Raw genomic sequence first — 17,708 nt, 5'->3', positions numbered from 1 at the left:
AGTATACTTAAAAATGGATAAGAAAATTCCAGTACGCCAGTGTATAGGTTGTCGTGAGAAGAAACCTAAAAAAGAATTGGTTAGAATTGTCAAAGATAAGGAGCAGAATATTTTTCTTGACCGGACGGGCAAGAAAAATGGTCGTGGCGCTTATATCTGCGATTCGGCGGAATGTTTTTCAATAGTTGCAAAGAAAAAAATGTTAAATAAAACGTTTAGTATGAATGTCAGTGATGATATTTATGCTGAGCTTAAAGAGGAGTTTATGCATGACTGAGGAGCAAAAAGCTCTTGGTACAATAGGTCTGGCACTTAGGTCCGGAAATATTGTGAGTGGCGAATTTCTCACTGAGAAATCAATTAGAGAACACAAGGCAAAGCTTGTAATTGTTGCCGGAGATGCTTCTGATAATACCAAGAAAAAGTTTAGAAATGCTTGCAAGTACCATAGAGTTCCATTGAGTTTTTTCTCAGATAAGGGGACGCTCGGGAGTGCACTTGGTAAAGAAAACAGAGCAAGTCTTGCAATACTTGACGAGGGTTTTGCAAAATCAATAACAAAGAACAGTATTTTATGCATGGAGGAATTTGAGTATGGCAAAAATGAAAATATATGAAATAGCAAGAAGTTTGAGCGCAGTTGATAAGAATATCAAGAGCTCAGATTTGGTTAAGCTTCTAAATGACAATGGTTTTGAAGCCAAAGGTCCTAATAGTAATGTGGAAGATGATGGTATATCTTTCCTCATGAAGTCATTTCAGGATGTATTGGCTGGTAAATCTGCGCCTTCAAATAAAAAAGAAAAGGAAGAAGCTAAGCCAAGTGAGGTAGAGAAAAAGGAGAACAAAGCAGAAAAAGCTCCGGTAGTAGAGGGAAAATCTGAAAAGGAGAGCAAGGTAGAACCTAAAAAGGAAGAAGAGCCTAAGAAGGTTGTAAAAGAGGAAAAGCCAGCTGAAACTGGCAAAGCGAGGGAAGAAAAAACCAAAACAAATTCAAATTCCGAGAATACTGAAAAATCCAAGGGAGATGACATTGCCAAGGATTCTCCAAAGAAAGATGACAATAAGCAAAATGCTCAAAATAACAAGGAGGGTGGCAAAGGCAACTCTCGAAATAAAGACAACAAAGATGGAGACAAGAAGAATAATCGCCGCGGAAACAAAGATAATAGAGATAATAGGGACGGAAATAGAAATAATAAACAGTCTGGTAAATTCAAGAAAGACCGCGATAATCGCGACAACAAGCGTGATAATAATCGTGACAACAATCGCGACAATAATCGTGATAATAACCGCGATAATAGAAATAAGGACAACAGACAGGGACGCAATGGCGAAAAAGTGTTGAATCAGTTTAAGAAAGCACAGAGCGGATTTGACAGTGTTAAGCCGGAGCAGAGAGATAATAGAAGAAGAAAAGGCAATAAGAAGCCTGAGAAGAAGAAGGGCGCTTATAGAGCGGCATCTGAGGAAGAATTATCAAGACTCAGAAGCAAGAAGGATCCTAACAGAAAGGGTGCATTTATCAAACCTGAACCTGTTAAGAAGGAGCCTGAGGAGACAATCAAGCAGATTAAAGTGCCTGATATAATCTCTATTAGAGATTTGGCTGACAGAATGAAGATGCCTGTTTCTGCAATTGTTAAGAAGTTATTCCTTCAGGGAACAGTTGTAACACCTAACCAGGATATTTCTTTTGAAGAGGCGGAGGAAATAGCTCTTGAGTTTGATGTTATTGCTGAATTGGAAGAAAAGGTAGATATGGTTGCCGAGCTTCTCAAGGAAGAAGAAGAGTCTGAAGACAAGATGCAGAAACGTCCACCTGTAGTATGTGTAATGGGTCACGTTGACCACGGTAAGACATCACTTCTTGATGCAATCCGTGAGGGAAATGTAACAGATCACGAAGCGGGCGGAATTACACAGGCGATTGGTGCTTATGTAGTTAAGTGCAATGGTGAGAAAATCACTTTCCTTGACACACCGGGACATGAGGCATTTACATCAATGCGTATGCGTGGTGCTCAGTCAACAGATATTGCAATTCTTGTTGTAGCTGCTGATGATGGTGTTATGCCACAGACAGTTGAGGCTATTAACCATGCCAAAGCTGCCGGAATCGAGATTATTGTTGCTATTAATAAGATCGATAAGGCGGGGGCAAATATTGAACGAGTTAAGCAGGAGCTTGCTGAGTATGAACTCATCCCAGAAGATTGGGGTGGAAGTACTATCTTCGTACCGGTATCAGCTCATACACATGAGGGAATTGACCAATTGCTTGAGATGATTATCCTCACTGCAGAGGTACTTGAGCTCAAGGCAAATCCTAATAGAAAAGCAAGAGGAGTTGTTATCGAGGCTAGACTAGACAAGGGTCGCGGTCCGGTTGCGACAGTTCTTGTGCAAAAGGGTACATTGAAGATAGGTGATCACATTGCTGCAGGTCCGGCACATGGTAAGATTCGTGCCATGCTTGATTACAAGGGTGATAGAGTTAAGCATGCGAGACCTTCTACTCCTGTAGAAATCCTTGGTCTCAGCGGAACTCCTGATGCAGGCGAGATTGTTGTTGCCACAAGAAGTGATAAGGAAGCAAAGCAGATTTCACAGGCTTACGTGGATCAGAGCAAGGATATGCTTCTTGAGGAGACAAGAAGTAAGAAGCTATCACTTGACGGACTATTTAACCAGATTCAGGCCGGTAATATCAAGGATCTTAACCTTATTATCAAGGCTGACGTACAGGGATCAGTTGAGGCTATTAAGCAGAGTCTCCTTAAGCTCAGCAATGATGAAGTTGCTGTAAGAATTATTCACGGCGGTGTAGGTGCAATTAATGAGTCCGACGTATCTCTTGCAAGTGCTTCAAATGCGATTATCATTGGATTTAATATTCGTCCGGATAATACAGCTAAGGAAATCGCTGACAGAGAGAATGTGGATGTGAGATTATATAAAGTTATTTACGATGCTATTGCTGATATTGAGAACGCCCTTAAGGGGATGCTTGAGCCAATCTATGAAGAGAAAGTTATTGGACATGTTGAAGTTCGTCAGCTCTTCAAAGCATCAGGTATTGGTACAATTGCCGGTTCATATGTACTTGATGGTAAGGTTGTCAGAGACTGCAAGGTTCGTATTTATAGAGGCGATGATTTGATTCACGAAGGTGCTCTTGGATCTCTTAAGAGATATCAGGATGATGTCAAGGAGGTTGCAGCGGGATATGAGTGTGGTCTTGTATTCGAAGGCTTCAATGATATCCAAGAAGAGGACCGCGTTGAATGTTATATAATGGTGGAGGTTCCACGATGAGAAAGAACAGTACTAAAAGTAATAGGATAAATAGTGAAGTTCAGAGAGAAATCAGTCAGATTATCCGCGAGGAAATCAAGGATCCCAGAGTGAATCCTCTTACTTCGGTAGTTGCGGCAGAAGTCACAACTGATCTCAAGTATGCTAAGATTTATGTTAGCGTATTTGGAGATGAGGAGGCCAAAGCCAAGACTATGGAGGGGTTAAACAAGAGTGCTTCATTTGCCAGAGGACAATTGGCAAGAAGAATGAATCTCAGAAATACTCCTGAACTCAAATTCATACTCGATGAGTCAATCGAGTATGGTGTTATGATGTCTAAGAAAATTGACGAGGCGAATCACAAAGGAGAGGAATAATTTTGAAAAAGATTATATCTGATTTGATAAGGCAATCAAATAGTATCGCAATCGGTGGCCACGTGAGACCTGATGGAGACTGCGTTGGATCTTGTATGGGTATGTATTCGTATATTGCGGAACATTTTCCTGACAAAGAGGTTGATGTATATCTGACAGATATTCCGGCGGCCTTTGACTTTATTGTCTGCGATGAGGCGCTGGAGCATGGGCATCAAGGTGATTATGATTTGTATATTGCTCAAGATTGTGGAGATGTGGATCGTCTAGAGGGCAGTATTGAGAAGTTTCAAAGTGCCAAGAATACTATTTGCATAGATCATCATATAAGTAATACGGAGTTTGCCGACCACAATTATGTTGTGCCGGAGGCGAGTTCTGCCAGTGAGCTTATATGCACTCTTTTGCCAATTGAGGAAATGAGTGAGTTTACTGCCAAGGCTTTATATACCGGAATAATCCATGATACGGGTGTTTTCAGACATTCGTGTACCGGAAGACAGACTATGGAAATAGCAGGAAAGCTGATAGAAAAGGGATTTGATTTTGGCAAGATAATCGATGAGAGTTTTTATCAGAAGACCTATAAACAGCTCAAGTGCATGGGATATTGTCTTGAAAATGCAGTTTCTGAGTATGATGGAAAGCTTTGTTATGCCGTGGCCGATTATGAATTTATCAATTCTACCGGGGCAACATCGGAGCACTTTGAGGGAACGATCGACCAGATGAGAACCACTGAGGGTGTTGAGGTAGCGCTTTTGCTCACTGAGTATAATCCGGGTGAAGTCAAGGTGAGTATGCGTTCCAACCAATATGTTGATGTCAGTAAGATTGCCGTTGCTAATGGTGGTGGAGGCCATGTCAGAGCTGCCGGTGCAACAATAAGGAAGCCGATTGATGAAGCACTAGCTACTGTAAAGGAACTTATATGGACGGAATTATAAATATATACAAAGAAAAAGGTTATACTTCATTTGATGTAGTTGCAAAATTAAGAGGTATATTTCATCAAAAAAAGATAGGACATACCGGAACCCTGGATCCTGATGCGACTGGGGTTCTTCCTGTATGCTTGGGTAGAGCGACCAAGATATGTGATGTTCTTACAGACAAGGACAAATCCTATTCGGCAGTTGCCAGGCTCGGAATAATAACGGACACTCAGGATATATGGGGAAATGTTCTGGAAATAAGAGACTTTAATGTTAGCAAAGCCGCGCTGGAAGCCGCTGTAGAGAAGTTTCGAGGTGAGATTTCCCAGGTTCCGCCAATGTATTCGGCCATCAAGGTTGGAGGAAAGAGGCTTTATGAACTTGCCAGACAGGGGATTGAAGTTGAGAGAAAAGCGAGAACAGTTAAGATTTTAGATAGCAAAGTCTATGATTTTGATGAAAATAGCGGAACATTTTCGCTGGATGTAACTTGTTCCAAAGGTACATATATAAGAACTTTGATTCATGATATTGGTCAGGAGCTAGGGTGTGGTGCGACGATGACAGCTCTTGAGCGGACCAGAGTTGATATCTTTGAATTGGAGAGCGCCATGAAATTGGACAAGGTGCAGGAATTGGTGGAAGAAGGTAAGATATTAGGCCACATCTTGCCAATTGATGAGGCGCTAAATCAATATGATAAGATGCAAGTCATGCCGGAGGACGACAAGCTTTTGCACAATGGCAATCCAATTGATATATCGAGATATAATATGTCTATTAAGCAGGGGGATATCCTCCGAATTTACGATAGTGAGGGTGTGTTTGTTGCCTTGTATTATTGCCAGAAGGCGGGCAAGTTAATTAAGAATAAAAAAATGTTTATGATATAGAGGAAGTTAGAAGTGAAGGTAATTACTAAGCGACCATTTTCATTAAATAGAACAGTAGTCTGTATTGGAAAATTCGATGGTCTTCACAGAGGCCATCAGGTTCTCATCAATTCGCTTGAGAATGAGGCGGAGATTGACAAGGTTCTATTTACTTTTCCGTTGCCGGGTGAGAAGAATATTTATACAGAGGATGAGAAGCGCTTTTTGGCAGAGAAAATCGGTGTCGACACCTACGTGGAGTGCCCTTTTGATGAGAGTTTTAGGAGTATGTCTCCCGAACAATTTGTGTCGGATATACTTGTAAATGAGTGTCATGCCATGGCGATATGTGTGGGAGATGATTTTCGATTTGGCAAGGACCGTGCCGGCGACAAATTGCTTCTTCAAGCACTCAGTATCAAATACGGATATTCAGTTAAAATAGTCCGCAAAGAGACTTACAATGAAGAAGAGATAAGCAGCACGAGAATCCGCAAGTGTATAGCTGAAGGTGATATATGTGCGGCAAATGATATGCTTGGAACACCACTTTTTATCATGGGGAAGATAGAGCATGGAAACCAGATTGGGCGAACTATCGGATTTCCGACCACCAATGTGATTCTTGATCAGACGAAGCTTGCACCCAAATTTGGAGTTTATCTCACAGAAAACCATGTGGCAGGAGGCACCTATAGAGGAATAACCAATATTGGTGTTAAGCCGACGATAGCCAAGGATAATGTCGTGTCGGCGGAGACATTTCTCAAGGATTTTTCCGGAGATATATATGGTGAAACTATTCGAACAGAGCTAATTGAGTTTGTTCGACCGGAGATGAAATTCGGAAGTATTGATGAATTGAAGAAACAGATTAATATAGATTGTCAGAGGTTATAATGGAGGACCGATTTGGTAATTGCATTAATTGTATTTTTTGTACTAATAATTGTATTTTTGCTCTATGGTTATAAGTCCAATTACTTTCTCACCAGAGAGTACTATGACATATATGGATTCAATTTGAATAATAATAAATCCATTAAATGTGTTATGTTGGCAGACCTTCATGAGATATGCCACGGTAATAATAATAGTAATTTGATTGCCATGGTAAGGGACGAAAAACCTGATATAATATTTATTGCAGGTGACATGCTTGTTAAAAATGGCAAAGGCGAAGAAGAGTGCCTAACACTTTGCAAAGATTTGCAAAAGATAGCTAATGTTTACTATGCGCCCGGAAATCATGAAGTCAAGCTCCAATTAAATGAGGATATTTATTCCAAAATTAGAGGTACAGGCGTGTCTTTTTTGAGTAATGAATATGCCAAGATAGATGTTAATGGCGACCAACTTACTGTATATGGTCTGGATATACCAATTGAGCACTACTTAAAATGCTGGAAGAAGAAAACACTTACGACAAGTGATATTATCGGACTATTTTCTCTGAATGAGTCAAATGATATTTCTAAGGAAAATGGGATATTGATTGCCCATAATCCCGAGTACTTTGATTTATATGAGAAATTTGGTGCAAAACTTGTTCTGTCAGGCCACAATCACGGCGGGATAATGAGATTGCCAATTCTTGGAGGAGTGCTTGCTCCGAGTCTGAGAGTATTTCCGAAGTATGACAGTGGGCTTTTTGGTCAGGGGAATACAAAGATGGTTTTGAGTCGTGGGCTTGGAACACATCATATTAAGTTTAGATTTTTCAATAATCCGGAGTTGAGTATTATCAATCTTCACGGAGAAGAAAGGAAGTGAGACTGTGGGAATACCTGTAAAGTTAGAGGTCTTTGAGGGCCCTCTAGACCTTTTATTACATCTGATAGAAAAGAATAAAGTTGATATTTATGATATTCCAATAGTTCTCATTACAGAGCAATACTTGGATTATGTGCAGCAGATGGAGAAGGCCAATATGGATATTATGAGTGAGTTTCTCGTCATGGCTGCCACCCTTGTCAAGATTAAATCCAAGATGCTTTTGCCGGTTGAAGAGGAAGATGAAGAGTATGAAGATCCTAGACAGGAGCTTGTGGAGAGAATTCTCGAGTACAAGATGTACAAGTATGCTTCCTTTGAATTGAAGGATAGACAAGTTGATGCAGGGCGAGTGTTCTATAAAAAAGAGACTCTTCCCGACGAGGTGAAGAATTTCACTGAAGATGTGCCTATATCAGACTTGCTCAATGATATTACGCTTGCAAAGTTGCAGGGAATATTTAATTCCGTGATGAAAAAGCAAGTGGATAAGATCGATCCAATCAGAAGTAAATTTGGAGAGATAGAGAAAGAAGAAATTAGTCTGGAGGATCATATCGTATTTCTTGAAAATTATGCAAAGCGAGAGAAGACTTTCAGCTTTAGAAAGATTCTTGAAAATGGATATGGTCGTGCGTATGTGATTGTCACTTTTTTGGGAATACTTGAGATGATGAAAATGGGAAAGCTGACAATTGTGCAAAAAGAAATATTCGATGATATTATGATTACATATCGCGAAGAAAGCGAGGAAAAATCGTGAATATAAAAGAGTTAGAAGCTACGATAGAAGCTGTATTATTTACAATTGGAGAAGCCGTGGAAGTTGAGAGACTTGCAGTGGCTCTCGAGCATGATGAGGATACTATCAGAAGATTGGTTAGAAATATGATGGTTCGATATGAAGACGAGGACAGGGGAATACATATTATTGAACTTGACGGAGCATTTCAGATGTGTACAAAGCCTGATATGTATGAAGCACTTATAAAAGTTGCGCACGTGCCAAAGAAACATACTTTGACAGATGTTGCACTTGAAACTTTGTCTATCATCGCCTATAAACAGCCGATAACAAGACTTGAAATAGAGAAGATAAGAGGCGTTAATTGCGACCATATTGTCAATAAATTAGTAGAATACAATCTGATATGTGAAGCTGGAAGACTGGATGCGCCGGGACGTCCAATACTCTTTGCCACAACAGAAGAGTTCTTGCGCTACTTTGGAATTGGTTCGCTAGAAGACCTTCCAATTCTCAACCAAGAGACCATCGATACTTTCAAGGAAGAAGCTGAGAAAGAAGTGATGGCAAGGCTTATGGAAGAGGAACAAGAAGAACCATCAGATGAAATAGAGTAATTGCAGGTGATCTAATATGAAAATAATTAATCTAATAGAGAATACAGATGGGCCAAGTGGATGTGTAAGTGCACATGGCCTTTCTTTTTTCATAGAAACTAAAAAGCACAAGCTGCTTGTTGACCTTGGTCCAACAGAAGCTACTCTCGAAAATGCACGTAAACTTGGGATTGATCTCGCAGAGGTGGACACTGTGATACTCAGTCACGGACACTATGATCATTCGGGTGGAATAATGCCATTTTCGAAGATTAATAGTGAGGCGAATATTTATATGCAACGCCTTTCGCTGGAAGAACATTATTCTGATGATGGAGATGAATCTTGTCACCGTTATCGCTATAATGGTATCGACAAGGCAATCGCTGATCTGCCACAGCTTCAATTGCTTGATGGCAATCATGACATAGACGAAGAGTTGAGCTTGTTTACCATAGGCAATCGAACTCACAAATTGCCATTTGCCAATAGTCGTTTGTTGGTCAAAAGAGGTGGAGAGTATATACCGGACGATTTTTCTCATGAACAGTTTCTTGTGATGAAGTCAGAGAAAGGAAATGTTCTTATATCCGGATGCGCACACAATGGAATTCTTAGCATTATGGATGAGTATAGAAAGCTTTTTCACGGAGATCCACATATGGTAATTAGTGGCTTTCATCTCATGAAAAAAACAGATTACAACGAAGATGAGATAAACGAAATATCAGAGATTGCATATGAACTTCGAAAATATTCTGCCCAGTTTGTGACTTGCCATTGTACCGGAATCGAGGCATATGAAATTATGAAGACAATTATGGGTGATCAATTGAGTTATGTTCACTCGGGGGATGAAGTTTACATATAGGATAATCAATCTAAGTTAAATAATTTCTATTGCAAAAATATACAAAACAGTATAAAATATAATTAGATGAAGGACAATTGAATATAGAATATAAAGGTGTGTAACCTTCATTTGTAACAGACTGTGAAGGAGGACGAGAGTATGAAATCGGTATTAAGAAAATTAGCAAAGTATGATAGTTTTATCAAAAGTACTGACTTGGCAAAGACTACTAAGATATATAGCACAGATATCAAGGAAGCTCTTAAAGTTGGTGATGCGGATAGAGCAGTTACAGCTGGAAAGCGTGCTGCAGATATGGTTAACAAGAGATTGGGCAATCGTCTAATCAAGGATGTAGTTCCAGAGGGAAAAACCATTGTTTTCGTATTGGAGAATGGTGATCGTATTAAACGATAGAAGATGAGTTAGTTGCTTGTTTTTTTAATCAATTCAATATTCAAAGTAAAGTTAAAGCCGTATCCATTAGTGGATACGGCTTTTTGTACATATTTCTATTTGTAGTCATACAAATCTACGTAAAACTTCTTGTAGTCAGTTCTTTTTTGTTTGATAGCCTCTATAGCTGTTCGGGGATGCTGGTTGAGCTGACCGGTCAACAAATACGGTATATCATATCCCCATGTCACACCCTGTTCTTTGAGAGGTAACATGTATTTCTCGAGGAAGTCTAAAAGTGGAATCACAGAGAACTTAGGGTTTTTAAGGAAACCAAGAAGTAATTCACTTGAACAGTTTCCTGCACCACGTCCCATTCCATTAACTGTGACATCCAAGTAACTAACACCCATTCTCAGGGCTTCGATTGTATTAGCAAAAGCTAATTGCTGATTGTTGTGAGCATGAATTCCAACAAACTTACCAGCTTTTTCTGCGAATCTACAGTACTTCTCAGAGAGTTTTCTCATCTGCTCCGGATATATAGCTCCGTAACTATCTACAATATATACTCCATCAACGTTACTCTGACAGATCAATTCCAGTGCCTCATCGATATCAGCGTCGTTGTCATTGGAAACGGCCATGATATTGATTGTTGTCTCATAACCCTTTTCATGACAATACTCAGCCATCTCGATTGCTGCAGGGATTGTATTAATATATGTAGCAATTCTGATGAGATCGATAACACTATCAGCTCTGTCTATGATATCCTTTTTATAATCAGTACGTCCTACGTCGGCCATAACAGCAATCTTCATATCAGTATCATTGTCACCGACAATCCTTCTGATGTCTTCTTCGTCGCAGAACTTCCAAATTCCAAATTCATTAGTATCAAAAATTTCCTTTGAAGCTTTATATCCAAACTCCATATAATCAACACCGGCTTTGATGTTTGTCTCATAGAGCTTTTTTACAAACTCATCTGTAAATCTAAAATCATTAACAAGTCCGCCATCGCGTATGGTAGCATCAACTACGCGTATGTCTGGGCGGTAGGATAGAAGTGTTCCTTTTGTTTCCATAACATTACTCCTCATAAAAAATTTGCGGGCATATACGAGCCCTATTTACAAAATCACAAATTATATTATACCAAAAATCTACTAGAAGTCAACATTTTATGCTTTAAAAATGTCATGCATGACTTGAAGCAGAAGTATGTTCGACATTTTTCTTTAAAATTCGTATCTTGTAATATAAAAAGAGTTGTGGTATAATCATTTAGTATGAAAATTGCCGAGGTATGTTCTTTTTTCAAAAGTACATATAATCGCATTTTCATAGAAAACTTTAATGAGTAAATATTTTAATGGAGGAATTGGCGACTATGGATTACAAAAAAGCAGGAGTTGATATTGAAGCAGGATATAAGGCTGTTTCACTTATGAAAGAGCATATTGCTTCAACTATGAGACCGGAAGTACTTACTGATATCGGTGGATTTTCCGGAGCATTTTCGATGAAAGGCTTTTCTAATATGAAGGAGCCTACATTGGTTTCAGGAACAGATGGAGTTGGAACCAAGCTTAAACTTGCATTTTTGATGGACAAACATGATACTATCGGTATTGATTGCGTGGCAATGTGCGTTAATGATATTGCCTGTGCAGGAGGAATGCCTTTGTTCTTCCTCGACTATATCGCTTGCGGCAAGAATGAGCCAGAAAAAATTGCCAAGATAGTTAGTGGAGTAGCTGATGGATGTCGTCAATCAGGGGCAGCACTTATCGGAGGAGAAACTGCAGAGATGCCTGGTTTCTATCCAGTGGATGAGTACGACCTAGCTGGATTTTCAGTGGGAATCGTTGACAAGCAGGACATGATTACAGGAAAAGATCTCAAGGCAGGCGATGTTCTTGTTGGAATCGCATCTTCTGGCTTGCACAGTAATGGTTTCTCGCTTGTAAGAAAAGTATTTAGCATGAACGAGGAAGCGCTTAACAGACACTATGAGTCAATCTCAGGTAAGCTCGGTGATGTGCTCCTGACTCCAACCAAGATATATGTTAAGGCATTGAGCACCATTAAGGAAGCCGGTATTGTTATTAAGGCATGCAGTCACATCACAGGTGGTGGATTCTATGAAAATATTCCGCGTATGTTGAAGGATGGAACACATGCCAATATTTCCAAGGATAGCTTTACTATTCCACCAATTTTCCAGATGTTGGCCAAAGATGGAGATGTATCTGAAGATGATATGTTTAATACATACAACATGGGTGTTGGTATGATTGTTGCAGTTGATGCTAATGATGTTAACAACACAGTTGATGCTATTAGAAAAGCCGGTGAGACACCTTATATCATGGGTGAGATTGTTGATGGAGATAAAGGAATAACATTATTATAGAGAGGATGCAAAGATGATAAATGTTGCAGTTCTTGTTTCCGGAGGCGGAACAAATCTTCAAGCAATTATAGATGCAGTTAACTCGGGAAAGATTACAAATTCTAAGTTGTCTGTAGTCATAAGCAACAAAGACGATGCATATGCATTGGAGAGAGCTAAGATTAACGGCATTGAATCAAAGCTTATTAGAAAGAAAGACTATTCTACACTTGAAGAATATGGTGAGGCCATGATAGAATGTCTTGACTCTTATAATGTTGATTTAGTTGTTTTGGCTGGTTTCCTTGTGATTTTACCGGAGAATCTAGTGAAGCATTTTGAGGGAAGAATGATGAATATTCATCCATCCTTGATTCCTTCTCATTGTGGTCCTGGTTACTATGGACTTAAAGTTCATGAGAAAGTCCTAGAAAGGGGCAACAAAGTTACCGGCGCTACAGTTCACTTTGTAAATGAGATTGCAGATGACGGAGCGATTATATCTCAAAAGGCAGTTGAAGTCTTAGATGATGACACTCCGGAAGTTTTGCAAAAGCGAGTAATGGAGCAGGCAGAATGGAATATTTTACCGCAAGCTATAGATGATTTTGCCAATGGCAGATTAAAGCTTGAGGGTAATATAGTGAAGCATATTTGATGAAAAGAGAGGTTCAGATGAAAGTTCTTATAGTTGGAAGCGGTGGACGTGAACATGCGATTGCCACTAGCGTTAATAAGAGTGATAAAGTAGATAAGATTTATTGTGCACCAGGTAATGCAGGTATTGCAGGAGTTGCAGAGTGCGTAGATATCGGTGCTATGGAATTTGACAAATTAGCTGATTTTGCTGAGAAGAATGAGATTGATCTCACAATTATCGGTATGGATGATCCACTTGTTGGTGGAGTGGTAGATGTGTTTGAAAAACGAGGTTTAAGAGTTTTTGGACCAAGAAAGAATGCGGCTATCATTGAGGGAAGTAAGGCTTTTTCAAAAGATCTTATGAAAAAGTACAACATTCCAACTGCTGCCTATGAGAATTTTGACAACCCAGAGGCTGCCCTCAAGTATTTGGAGACAGCCAAGATGCCTATCGTACTAAAAGCAGATGGACTTGCTCTCGGCAAGGGAGTGCTTATTTGCAACACATTGGATGAGGCCAAGGAAGGTGTCAAGTCATTGATGCTAGATAAGCAATTTGGCGATGCCGGAAATCAGATTGTCATCGAGGAGTTTATGACAGGTAGAGAGGTATCTGTATTGTGCTACTGCGATGGAACACACATCAAACCTATGACCAGCGCTCAAGATCATAAGCGCGCAAAGGATAATGATGAAGGACTTAATACAGGTGGTATGGGAACATTTTCACCTAGTCCGTTTTATAATGATGAAGTAAGTCGTTTTTGCGAAGAGAAAGTATATCAACCTACAATGGATGCCATGAAAGCAGAGGGACGCGATTTTGTTGGAATTCTGTTTGTGGGACTCATGCTCACAGAAGATGGCCCTAAGGTTCTTGAATATAATGCGAGATTCGGAGATCCTGAAGCTCAGGTAGTATTGCCAAGAATGAAAAATGACATTGTAGATGTCATGAATGCGTGTATCGACGGAAAGTTGGATGAGGTTGACCTTCAATTTGAAGATAATGCGGCTGTATGCGTAGTTCTTGCATCAGATGGTTATCCTGTCGCTTACGAAAAAGGCAAGGAAATCACAGGATTGGAGAACTTTGAGAATAAAGATGGCTATTATGTTTTCCACGCCGGAACAAAGTTTGATGGTGACAAGATTGTCACTAATGGAGGTCGTGTACTTGGCGTAACTGCTAAGGGAAGTGACCTTGTTGAGGCTAGAAAGAATGCCTATGAGGCGACAAAGTGGGTATCATTTGACAATAAGTATATGAGAAATGATATCGGTAAAGCAATAGATGAAGTAAAATAATTAATTAAAGGAGAAAATATAATATGTATTCATTTGATGAAGTAAAGAATTTTGACCCAGAATTGGCAAAAGCAATGCAGTTAGAGACTGATAGACAGAATGATCATATCGAGCTTATTGCTTCTGAAAATTTTGTAAGCAAAGCTGTTATGGCTGCTATGGGAAGTACATGCACCAATAAGTATGCAGAGGGATACCCTGGAAAGCGTTATTATGGTGGATGTCAGTATGTAGATATCATTGAGGATCTTGCAAGAGATCGCGCCAAAGAGTTGTTTGGTTGCACATATGCCAATGTACAGCCTCATTCAGGTGCTCAGGCTAATATGGCAGTATTCTTCGCCCTTGTTAAGCCGGGCGAGACTGTTATGGGTATGAACCTTGATCACGGCGGACATCTTTCACATGGAAGCCCAGCTAATATTTCTGGAACATATTACAATATCGTTCCTTATGGTGTTAATGATGATGGATTCATCGATTATGATGAAGTTGAGAGAATTGCCAAAGAGTGTAAACCTAAGATGATTATCGCTGGTGCCAGTGCTTACTGCCGTAAGATTGACTTCAAGCGTTTCCGTGAGATTGCAGATATGGTTGGAGCATATCTCATGGTAGATATGGCTCATATTGCTGGACTTGTAGCTGCCGGTGTTCATGAGAGCCCAATTCCTTATGCTCATGTAACAACAACTACAACTCACAAGACACTTCGTGGACCTCGTGGTGGTATGATTCTTTCAAGTGAGGAATTTGCCAACGAGATGAAGCTCAACAAATCAATTTTCCCTGGTATTCAGGGTGGTCCTCTTATGCATGTTATTGCAGCTAAAGCAGTATGCTTCAAAGAGGCTTTGGATCCAAGTTTCAAAGAATATGGTAAGAATGTTGTTGCCAATGCAAAAGCTCTCAGCGAGGGACTTATGAAGCGCGGTGTTGATATTGTATCTGGCGGAACAGACAATCATCTTATGCTTGTTGACCTTGCTAAGAAGGGTCTTACCGGTAAAGAGGTAGAGGCATGGCTTGACGAGGCTAATATTACAGCGAATAAGAATACTATTCCAAATGATCCTCAGAGCCCATTTGTAACAAGTGGAATCAGACTTGGAACAGCTGCTGTTACAACTAGAGGAATGGATGTAAATGATATGGATGAGATCGCTGAGGCTATCGCTATGCTCATCAATGATTTTGATGCCAACAAAGATAAGGCCAAAGCAATCGTTAAGAAGTTGACTGACTCACATCCTTTGTATTAATTTTAGGAGATGTCGTTTTGGATAAGAAAAAAATCGAAGAGGCAGTTAAATTATTATTAGAAGGAATTGGAGAAGACCCTACTAGAGAGGGTCTTCTCGATACCCCTAAGAGAATCTCCAGCATGTGCGAGGAGATTTTTGCGGGTTATACAGACGATGCAAAGACACACTTGAGCCGAGTATTTTCCTCGGAACAAAAAGATATCATAATTGAAAAAGATATAACTTTTTATTCATTGTGTGAACATCACCTTTTACCATTTTATGGCAAGGTGCATATCGGCTATATTCCAACTGGTAAAGTGGCTGGTCTCAGTAAACTTGCAAGAGCGGTCGAAGTATATGCTAGACGTGCTCAGATTCAAGAACAACTCACATGTCAGATTGCAGATGCTCTCATGGAAAACTTGGAGCCGGAGGGTGTTATTGTCATGATTGAAGCGGAGCATATGTGTATGACTATGCGTGGAATCAAAAAACCAGGCTCAAAGACTGTCTCAATTTGTACGAGAGGCTGCTTTGAAAAGCAGGAATTAAGAGATGAGTTTATTAATCTTGTAAGATAGTTAGATTTATATGTAGGTTAGGAGATTTTATGTTGATTATAGGGAATAAGAGTTATGATACTGAAAATAATTACTATGTCATGGGAATATTGAACGTCACTCCGGATTCTTTTTCTGATGGTGGCAAGTTCAATAGCATAGACGCAGCGCTTAAGCGGGTGGAGAGCATGGTTAATGATGGAGCAGATATCATTGACATTGGCGCAGAATCCACGAGACCATCCTATGATAAGATTAGTGATGAAGAGGAGATTAGCAGACTTCTTCCAGTGTTAAAACGCGTCAAAGAAGAGTTTGACATTCCCATTTCTGTTGACACCTACAAGGGTAAGGTTGCCCTGGCAGCATTGGATGCGGGGGCAGATATGATTAATGATATCTGGGGATTTAAGTATGACAAAAACATTGCGGAATATGTCAAAAAGTATGATGCTTCTGTATGCCTAATGCATAACAAAAAAGAAGCTAATTATGACAACTTTGTCTCAGATGTTATTGAGGACTTGAAAGAGAGTATAGATATTGCCAGGGAATATGGCATATCTGATGACAAGATATGTATTGATCCCGGTGTTGGATTTGCCAAGAGTTTTGAGCAGAATCTAGAGATTATAAGAGAGGTTTCACAGCTTGAGAAACTTGGATATCCTATTCTTCTTGGAACCTCAAGAAAGAGTGTTATAGGTTTGGCACTTGATCTTCCGGTAAATGAAAGGGAAGAAGGTACATTAGCTACGACTATTTACGGGGCACTAAACGGATGTAGTATATTTAGGGTACATGATGTAAAAGCAAATTATAGAGCATTAAAAATGATTTCAAAGCTCGGATAAAGAGAGAATGGAGCTTGTAATGGATAAAATACAAATCAAAGATATTGAGTGTTTTTCGAATCATGGTGTGTTAAAGGAAGAAAATGTTCTCGGACAAAAGTTTTTGGTAACAGCTGATTTATATGTAAATACTAGAAAAGCGGGAACAAGCGACTCATTGGAGGACTCCGTAGATTATGCTGAAGTAGCTCATTATATCAATGAGATTATGGGACAGCGCACATGCAAGCTTATTGAGTCAGTGGCAGAGATAATTGCCACTAAAATTCTAATTAGATACAAATCCCTATTAGGTATTAAAATTACAATAAAAAAACCATGGGCTCCTATTATGTTGCCGTTAGAGACTGTTTCACTGAGTGTCGAGAGAATGTGGAAGAAAGTATATGTATCAGTTGGCTCCAATATAGGACACAGAGAAGAACACATACAGAATGCTTATAAGGCCATAAGAAATAATGAAAAATGTAAAAATGCATATATGTCCACAATTATAGAAACTGAGCCCTATGGATATACAGAACAGGATGATTTTCTCAATGGTGTGATATGTTTTGAGACTATATATGACCCCAGAGAATTGCTTGATTTCTTACAAGATGTGGAAAAGCAGGGGGGCAGAACCAGAGAGATTCACTGGGGACCTAGAACAATTGATTTGGATATAATATATTATGATGATTTAATTATACAAGAAGAGGATTTGATAATTCCTCACAGAGAAGCGCATATTAGAGACTTTGTTCTCAGACCTATGTGTGATGTTGCACCATTTTTTAAGCACCCAGTATTTGGTAAGACGATGACTGAATTACTGGCAGAATTAGAAGATAAAAGGTAAATAAT

At 39.5% G+C, this 17,708-nt stretch carries 20 protein-coding genes; 19 read left to right on the top strand and 1 reads right to left on the bottom strand.

What is annotated here, in order from left to right; genetic code table 11:
- Positions 1–13 precede the first annotated feature (13 nt).
- The 12 genes from rnpM (at position 14) to L877_RS0109245 (ending at position 9,871) form a co-directional block, all read left to right on the top strand.
- Positions 14–277: an RNase P modulator RnpM gene (rnpM, locus tag L877_RS0109300; protein WP_026835836.1), complete on the top strand. Its 264-nt coding sequence runs from the start codon at positions 14–16 to the stop codon at positions 275–277.
- Entirely contained in the window at positions 270–617 is a 348-nt protein-coding gene (locus L877_RS0109295) for a L7Ae/L30e/S12e/Gadd45 family ribosomal protein (RefSeq protein WP_026835835.1), read from the top strand. Before rnpM ends, L877_RS0109295 begins: the two co-directional genes overlap by 8 nt.
- Positions 595–3,321: a translation initiation factor IF-2 gene (gene infB, locus L877_RS0109290; RefSeq protein WP_084554843.1), complete on the top strand. Its 2,727-nt coding sequence runs from the start codon at positions 595–597 to the stop codon at positions 3,319–3,321. Before L877_RS0109295 ends, infB begins: the two co-directional genes overlap by 23 nt.
- Positions 3,318–3,680: a 30S ribosome-binding factor RbfA gene (gene rbfA, locus L877_RS0109285; RefSeq protein ID WP_026835833.1), complete on the top strand. Its 363-nt coding sequence runs from the start codon at positions 3,318–3,320 to the stop codon at positions 3,678–3,680. The genes infB and rbfA overlap by 4 nt, the downstream gene beginning before the upstream one ends.
- Positions 3,681–3,682: 2 nt before the next feature.
- Positions 3,683–4,627, top strand: a complete 945-nt coding sequence (locus L877_RS0109280; RefSeq protein WP_084554842.1) for a DHH family phosphoesterase — start codon at positions 3,683–3,685, stop codon at positions 4,625–4,627.
- Complete coding sequence (gene truB, locus L877_RS0109275) at positions 4,612–5,508, top strand: tRNA pseudouridine(55) synthase TruB (RefSeq protein WP_026835831.1); 897 nt, start codon at positions 4,612–4,614, stop codon at positions 5,506–5,508. Before L877_RS0109280 ends, truB begins: the two co-directional genes overlap by 16 nt.
- Before the next feature lie 12 nt (positions 5,509–5,520).
- Entirely contained in the window at positions 5,521–6,387 is an 867-nt protein-coding gene (gene ribF, locus L877_RS0109270) for a riboflavin biosynthesis protein RibF (RefSeq protein ID WP_051437787.1), read from the top strand.
- Between the two features lie 12 nt (positions 6,388–6,399).
- Positions 6,400–7,260, top strand: coding sequence for a metallophosphoesterase (locus tag L877_RS0109265; protein ID WP_026835829.1), 861 nt, complete (start codon positions 6,400–6,402; stop codon positions 7,258–7,260).
- 4 nt (positions 7,261–7,264) lie between these two features.
- On the top strand, positions 7,265–8,023 hold the full coding sequence (locus L877_RS0109260; RefSeq protein WP_026835828.1) for a segregation and condensation protein A: 759 nt from the start codon (positions 7,265–7,267) through the stop codon (positions 8,021–8,023).
- Entirely contained in the window at positions 8,020–8,622 is a 603-nt protein-coding gene (gene scpB, locus L877_RS12865; protein ID WP_051437786.1) for an SMC-Scp complex subunit ScpB, read from the top strand. The genes L877_RS0109260 and scpB overlap by 4 nt, the downstream gene beginning before the upstream one ends.
- A 16-nt stretch (positions 8,623–8,638) precedes the next feature.
- The gene (locus L877_RS0109250; RefSeq protein ID WP_026835827.1) at positions 8,639–9,472 is read left to right on the top strand and encodes an MBL fold metallo-hydrolase; all 834 of its coding nucleotides are present in this window, start codon (positions 8,639–8,641) and stop codon (positions 9,470–9,472) included.
- 141 nt (positions 9,473–9,613) lie between these two features.
- A complete protein-coding gene (locus L877_RS0109245; RefSeq protein ID WP_026835826.1) occupies positions 9,614–9,871 on the top strand; it encodes a hypothetical protein in 258 nt (85 codons plus the stop codon).
- A gap of 95 nt (positions 9,872–9,966) precedes the next feature.
- Here L877_RS0109245 and L877_RS0109240 read toward each other — a convergent pair whose 3' ends face one another.
- Positions 9,967–10,941 carry an aldolase catalytic domain-containing protein gene (locus tag L877_RS0109240; RefSeq protein WP_026835825.1) on the bottom strand — a complete coding sequence of 325 codons (975 nt, stop codon included), beginning with the start codon at positions 10,939–10,941 and terminating at the stop codon, positions 9,967–9,969.
- A gap of 305 nt (positions 10,942–11,246) precedes the next feature.
- Here L877_RS0109240 and purM point away from each other — a divergent pair, with 305 nt between their 5' ends.
- Genes purM through folK form a run of 7 tightly spaced genes read left to right on the top strand, consistent with a single transcriptional unit; the run spans position 11,247 to position 17,703 of the window.
- Positions 11,247–12,272, top strand: a complete 1,026-nt coding sequence (purM, locus tag L877_RS0109235; protein ID WP_026835824.1) for a phosphoribosylformylglycinamidine cyclo-ligase — start codon at positions 11,247–11,249, stop codon at positions 12,270–12,272.
- 13 nt (positions 12,273–12,285) lie between these two features.
- Positions 12,286–12,909: a phosphoribosylglycinamide formyltransferase gene (purN, locus tag L877_RS0109230; RefSeq protein WP_026835823.1), complete on the top strand. Its 624-nt coding sequence runs from the start codon at positions 12,286–12,288 to the stop codon at positions 12,907–12,909.
- 17 nt (positions 12,910–12,926) lie between these two features.
- A complete protein-coding gene (gene purD, locus L877_RS0109225) occupies positions 12,927–14,201 on the top strand; it encodes a phosphoribosylamine--glycine ligase (protein WP_026835822.1) in 1,275 nt (424 codons plus the stop codon).
- A 23-nt stretch (positions 14,202–14,224) separates the two neighbouring features.
- Complete coding sequence (gene glyA, locus L877_RS0109220; RefSeq protein WP_026835821.1) at positions 14,225–15,463, top strand: serine hydroxymethyltransferase; 1,239 nt, start codon at positions 14,225–14,227, stop codon at positions 15,461–15,463.
- A 17-nt stretch (positions 15,464–15,480) separates the two neighbouring features.
- Positions 15,481–16,029, top strand: a complete 549-nt coding sequence (folE, locus tag L877_RS0109215; RefSeq protein WP_026835820.1) for a GTP cyclohydrolase I FolE — start codon at positions 15,481–15,483, stop codon at positions 16,027–16,029.
- A gap of 32 nt (positions 16,030–16,061) precedes the next feature.
- Positions 16,062–16,862: a dihydropteroate synthase gene (folP, locus tag L877_RS0109210; protein ID WP_026835819.1), complete on the top strand. Its 801-nt coding sequence runs from the start codon at positions 16,062–16,064 to the stop codon at positions 16,860–16,862.
- Between the two features lie 19 nt (positions 16,863–16,881).
- Positions 16,882–17,703 carry a 2-amino-4-hydroxy-6-hydroxymethyldihydropteridine diphosphokinase gene (gene folK, locus L877_RS0109205; RefSeq protein ID WP_026835818.1) on the top strand — a complete coding sequence of 274 codons (822 nt, stop codon included), beginning with the start codon at positions 16,882–16,884 and terminating at the stop codon, positions 17,701–17,703.
- Positions 17,704–17,708 lie beyond the last annotated feature (5 nt).

Source organism: Eubacterium xylanophilum ATCC 35991, from assembly GCF_000518685.1.
GTDB classification, from domain to species: Bacteria; Bacillota; Clostridia; order Lachnospirales; family Lachnospiraceae; genus Eubacterium_F; species Eubacterium_F xylanophilum.
Note: the sequence above shows the minus strand (reverse complement) of the source record. Positions and strands in the feature narration are given on the sequence as shown.

What these genes read in the sequence shown, in the direction of transcription:
- rnpM (WP_026835836.1), top strand. Translation starts at nt 14, where the DNA reads ATGGATAAGAAAATTCCAGTACGCCAGTGTATAGGTTGTCGTGAGAAG.
- L877_RS0109295 (WP_026835835.1), top strand. Translation starts at nt 270, where the DNA reads ATGACTGAGGAGCAAAAAGCTCTTGGTACAATAGGTCTGGCACTTAGG.
- infB (WP_084554843.1), top strand. Translation starts at nt 595, where the DNA reads ATGGCAAAAATGAAAATATATGAAATAGCAAGAAGTTTGAGCGCAGTT.
- rbfA (WP_026835833.1), top strand. Translation starts at nt 3,318, where the DNA reads ATGAGAAAGAACAGTACTAAAAGTAATAGGATAAATAGTGAAGTTCAG.
- truB (WP_026835831.1), top strand. Translation starts at nt 4,612, where the DNA reads ATGGACGGAATTATAAATATATACAAAGAAAAAGGTTATACTTCATTT.
- L877_RS0109250 (WP_026835827.1), top strand. Translation starts at nt 8,639, where the DNA reads ATGAAAATAATTAATCTAATAGAGAATACAGATGGGCCAAGTGGATGT.
- L877_RS0109245 (WP_026835826.1), top strand. Translation starts at nt 9,614, where the DNA reads ATGAAATCGGTATTAAGAAAATTAGCAAAGTATGATAGTTTTATCAAA.
- L877_RS0109240 (WP_026835825.1), bottom strand. Translation starts at nt 10,941, where the DNA reads ATGGAAACAAAAGGAACACTTCTATCCTACCGCCCAGACATACGCGTA.
- purM (WP_026835824.1), top strand. Translation starts at nt 11,247, where the DNA reads ATGGATTACAAAAAAGCAGGAGTTGATATTGAAGCAGGATATAAGGCT.
- purN (WP_026835823.1), top strand. Translation starts at nt 12,286, where the DNA reads ATGATAAATGTTGCAGTTCTTGTTTCCGGAGGCGGAACAAATCTTCAA.
- purD (WP_026835822.1), top strand. Translation starts at nt 12,927, where the DNA reads ATGAAAGTTCTTATAGTTGGAAGCGGTGGACGTGAACATGCGATTGCC.
- glyA (WP_026835821.1), top strand. Translation starts at nt 14,225, where the DNA reads ATGTATTCATTTGATGAAGTAAAGAATTTTGACCCAGAATTGGCAAAA.
- folK (WP_026835818.1), top strand. Translation starts at nt 16,882, where the DNA reads ATGGATAAAATACAAATCAAAGATATTGAGTGTTTTTCGAATCATGGT.